The sequence below is a fragment of the Elioraea sp. genome (assembly GCF_051860475.1).
Classification (GTDB): domain Bacteria; phylum Pseudomonadota; class Alphaproteobacteria; order Acetobacterales; family Acetobacteraceae; genus Elioraea.
Genome location: NZ_JBHYDW010000239.1, coordinates 1 through 3,763, shown reverse-complemented (window position 1 = coordinate 3,763; position 3,763 = coordinate 1). Strand labels below are relative to the sequence as shown.

At 71.0% G+C, this 3,763-nt stretch carries 5 protein-coding genes; all 5 read left to right on the top strand.

Translation table 11 applies throughout. From position 1 onward, the window contains the following. On the top strand, positions 1-301 hold a 301-nt coding region (locus ACTIFU_RS23025; RefSeq protein WP_439580663.1), incomplete at its 5' end, for an ATP-binding protein. Next, positions 291-1,697, top strand: a complete 1,407-nt coding sequence (gene ntrX / locus ACTIFU_RS23020; RefSeq protein ID WP_439580662.1) for a nitrogen assimilation response regulator NtrX — start codon at positions 291-293, stop codon at positions 1,695-1,697. The genes ACTIFU_RS23025 and ntrX, both read left to right, overlap by 11 nt. 6 nt (positions 1,698-1,703) lie before the next feature. Then, positions 1,704-2,165 (top strand): VOC family protein, encoded by a 462-nt coding sequence (locus tag ACTIFU_RS23015; protein ID WP_439580661.1) that lies wholly within the window; start codon positions 1,704-1,706, stop codon positions 2,163-2,165. After that, a complete protein-coding gene (locus ACTIFU_RS23010) occupies positions 2,162-2,659 on the top strand; it encodes a YbaK/EbsC family protein (protein WP_439580660.1) in 498 nt (165 codons plus the stop codon). Before ACTIFU_RS23015 ends, ACTIFU_RS23010 begins: the two co-directional genes overlap by 4 nt. A 60-nt stretch (positions 2,660-2,719) precedes the next feature. Continuing rightward, the coding region (locus tag ACTIFU_RS23005) for a hypothetical protein (protein ID WP_439580659.1) at positions 2,720-3,763 on the top strand (1,044 nt) is incomplete at its 3' end.

Sequence of the window (3,763 nt, the reverse complement as noted above, 5' to 3'; positions counted from 1 at the left end):
GATCCGCGTGGCGCTGGAGCAGGCGCCGGGGGAACTGCGAATCGTCGTCGAGGACGACGGAGTCGGACTGCCGGAGGAGGGACGGGACGCGCTCACCGAGCCCTATGTGACGCGGAAGACCAAGGGCACCGGGCTCGGCCTTGCGATCGTGAAGAAGATCATGGAAGACCATGCCGGCCGGCTGGCGCTGTCGGATCGGGCGGACGGCGCGCCGGGCGCGCGTGTCGTGCTCGCACTGCCGCTCGCCGCAGCACCCGCCCAGACGATGAGCGAGATGCCCCGTATGGCCCATGGCGCATGACATCCTGATCGTCGACGACGAGCCCGACATCCGGATGCTGGTCACCGGCATCCTGCGCGACGAGGGCTACGAGACGCGCGAGGCCGCCGACTCCGATCAGGCCGTCGCGGTGTTCCGCGCGCGCCGCCCGAGCCTCGTCATCCTCGATGTCTGGCTGCAAGGCTCGAAGCTCGACGGTCTGCAGATTCTCGAAGCGATGCATCGCGAGGAGCCGGTCGTGCCGGTGGTGATGATCTCCGGCCACGGCACGATCGAGACCGCGGTGCAGGCGATCCAGCAGGGCGCCTACGACTTCATCGAGAAGCCGTTCAAGGCCGACCGGCTGCTGCTGGTGGTGCGGCGCGCGATCGAGGCCGCGCAGCTCCGGCGCGAGAACAGCGAGCTGCGCCTGCGCGCCGGCGCCGAGGCCGAGATGGTCGGCGCCTCGCACGTGATCCGCGAGCTGCGCTCGGCGATCGAGAAGGTCGCGCCCACGGGATCGCGCGTGCTGATCACCGGTCCCGCCGGCGCCGGCAAGGAGGTGGTCGCGCGCATGATCCACGCCCGGTCGCGCCGCAGCGAGGGGCCGTTCATGGTGCTGAACTGCGCCACCCTCAACCCCGGACGGCTGGAGGACGAGCTGTTCGGCGTCGAGGCCGGGCTTGACCCGATGGCACAGCCGCGCCGCGCCGGCACGCTCGAACACGCCCATGGCGGGACGCTGCTGCTCGACGAGGTGGCCGACATGCCGCTCGAGACCCAGGGCAAGATCGTGCGCGTGCTCCAGGACCAGTCCTTCGAGCGGATCGGCGGAGCCACACGGGTCAAGGTCGATGTGCGCGTGATCGCGACCACCAACCGCGACCTCGCCGCCGAGATCGCGGCCGGACGGTTCCGCGAGGACCTGTTCTACCGCCTGAACGTGGTGCCGCTGCGCGTGCCCTCGTTGCGCGAGCGGCGCGACGACATCCCGCCGCTGGCACGCCACTTCCTGGCCCGCTCCGCCGAGACCTCGGGCCTGCCGCTGCGCGACCTGGCCGAGGATGCGGTCGCGGTGCTCCAGGCCTATGACTGGCCCGGCAATGTGCGCCAGCTCCGCAACCTGATGGACTGGCTGCTGATCATGGCGCCGGGCGAGGCGAAGGATCCCATCCGCGCCGAGCACCTGCCGCCCGACATCGGCGCGGCCGCCCCGCCCGTGCTGCGCCCGGACCGGTCCGGCGAGATCATGGCGCTGCCCCTGCGCGAGGCGCGCGAGCTGTTCGAGAAGCAGTACCTGCTCGCGCAGCTCAACCGGTTCGGCGGCAACATCAGCCGCACCGCGAACTTCGTCGGCATGGAGCGCAGCGCGCTGCACCGCAAGCTCAAGAGCCTCGGCGTGAACGCAGAGGACCGGGTCGCGGCCAACGGCGGCTGAGCGGCGATGGCGTCGGTGCCGATCCAGGGGCTGTACGAGGCGCATCTGACGGTGCGCGACCTGGACCGATCGATCGCGTTCTACCGCGATGTGCTCGGGCTCTCCTTTGCGCATCGTATCCCGGAGCGGCACGTCGCGTTCTTCTGGATGGGCGCGGCGCGCGCGACGATGCTCGGGCTGTGGGAGATCCACACCTCGCCGGTGTTCATCCGCAGCCACATCGCATTCCGTGTCGCGCTGGCCGATGTCGAGCGCTGCGTCGCCGCGCTGCGCTGGGCGGGGCTGACGCCGCGCCATGGCGAGACGGAGATCGACGAGCCGGTGGTGCTCACCTGGATGGCGGCGGCGAGCGTGTATTTCGACGATCCGGACGGGCATTCGCTTGAATACATCGCGCTGCTCGACGATCCGCCGCGACCGCATCTCGGCACGCTGCCGCTCTCGGCTTGGCGGAGACTGCACGCATGAACGAGGCGGGGGAAGGGGGCTCGGTCGGGCGGGTGCGCGCGGCGCTGCGCGCGGCGGAGCATCCCGACACGATCTCGATGTTCCCGGTCGGCACGCGCACCTCGGAGGATGCGGCGCGCGCGGTCGGCTGCACCGTCGCACAGATCGCCAAGAGCCTCGTCTTCCGGACGAGGGGCTCGGGACGGCCGGTGCTGGTGATCGCCTCGGGCGCGCACCGGATCGACCTCGCGAAGGTCGCGGCGGTCGTCGGTACGCCGATCGAGCGCGCGGACGGGCGATGGGTGCGCGAGACCACCGGCTTCGCGATCGGCGGGGTGGCTCCGGTGGGCCATGCGGTGGCGCCGCTGGTGCTGATCGACGCGGCGCTGATGGTGCTCGATCGGGTCTGGGCCGCCGCCGGCAGCCCGATGCACGTGTTCGAGACAACGCCCGCCGAGCTGGCGCGGCTGAGCGGCGGCCGGATCGCCGAGATCGCCGAGACCGGATCGGCTTGACATCGATTCCCGGCGTGGCGCAGCCTGCCTCCCTACGGGCTGCGCAGCGCAGAGGAACGCATGGAACTCTCCTCGACCACGCTCACGCTGATCGCCGGGGGCCTGCTCGTTGCGGTGCTGCTCTGGGCGCTCTGGCATGAGCCGCGACTGCCCGACAGCGTCTCGCTTGGCAGCGCCGCAGCCATCGTGCTCGTCGTCCTTGTCGGCGTCGCGGCGATGGTCAGCCTGCTGCACGAGACCGGACCATCCGGCGGAACCACCACCTATCCGACCGGAAACGTGGTCGCACTGGTGGCCGTGATGGGAGCCCTCGGTGGCCTGCTGGCCGCGCATACGCAGGGCGATCGGGGTCTCATCTGGCCCCACAGGCGCGCGGGCAGCACGCCGAGCTACGAGTTCGGGATCATCGGCGACATCCTGCTCGGCGTAGGCGGGGCGATCGTCGTGTTTGTGACGGTTCCGGGCGAGCCCGCGGCCAGGATCGCCGAGAGTTCGACGGAGATGCTGCGGTTCCTCGCCTTCGCCGTGATCGGCGGGTTCGGCGCCCGCGCGCTGCTCGAGCAGACGCTTTCGCAGCGCGTCGCGGCGGCGCGGCGCGAGGCCGAGGAGGCGAAGCACGCGATCGCGGAGACCAAGGCGCGCGAGCAGCGCGGCGCCGAGGCCCTGAAGCGGGTGCAGAGCCAGCTCTCCGGCAACACCCAGTCCTCGGCGGAGGAGTTCGTCGCGCTGTTCCGCGACCTTCCGCCGGATGTCCCGCCGATGCTGTTCCAGCGGGCCAAGCAGTTCCGCAGCGAGAGCCGACGCAACAACAGGCGCGCCGAGATCCCGAACGCGCTGCCGATCATGCAGGCGCTCCAGACGCTGAAGATCGGGGCGCCCGAGCACGAACTCGCGGCCGAGATCGCCTATGTCGCCTTCGACCGCGAGCCCCCGGACTACGCCGAGGCACTCCGCTGGATCGAGCGTGCGATCACGCTGCGCGGCACGGCATCCACCGACGTCTACCGCTACGAGATCATCGAGGCGGTCTCGCTCGTCCATGCGGCGCAGGTGAACCCGGCGGATGCGGAGCTGGAGGCGCGCGCGCTCAAGGCGCTGAACGGC

Coding starts and splice junctions, on each gene's coding strand:
- ntrX (WP_439580662.1), top strand. CDS start 291: ATGGCGCATGACATCCTGATCGTCGACGACGAGCCCGACATCCGGATG.
- ACTIFU_RS23015 (WP_439580661.1), top strand. CDS start 1,704: ATGGCGTCGGTGCCGATCCAGGGGCTGTACGAGGCGCATCTGACGGTG.
- ACTIFU_RS23010 (WP_439580660.1), top strand. CDS start 2,162: ATGAACGAGGCGGGGGAAGGGGGCTCGGTCGGGCGGGTGCGCGCGGCG.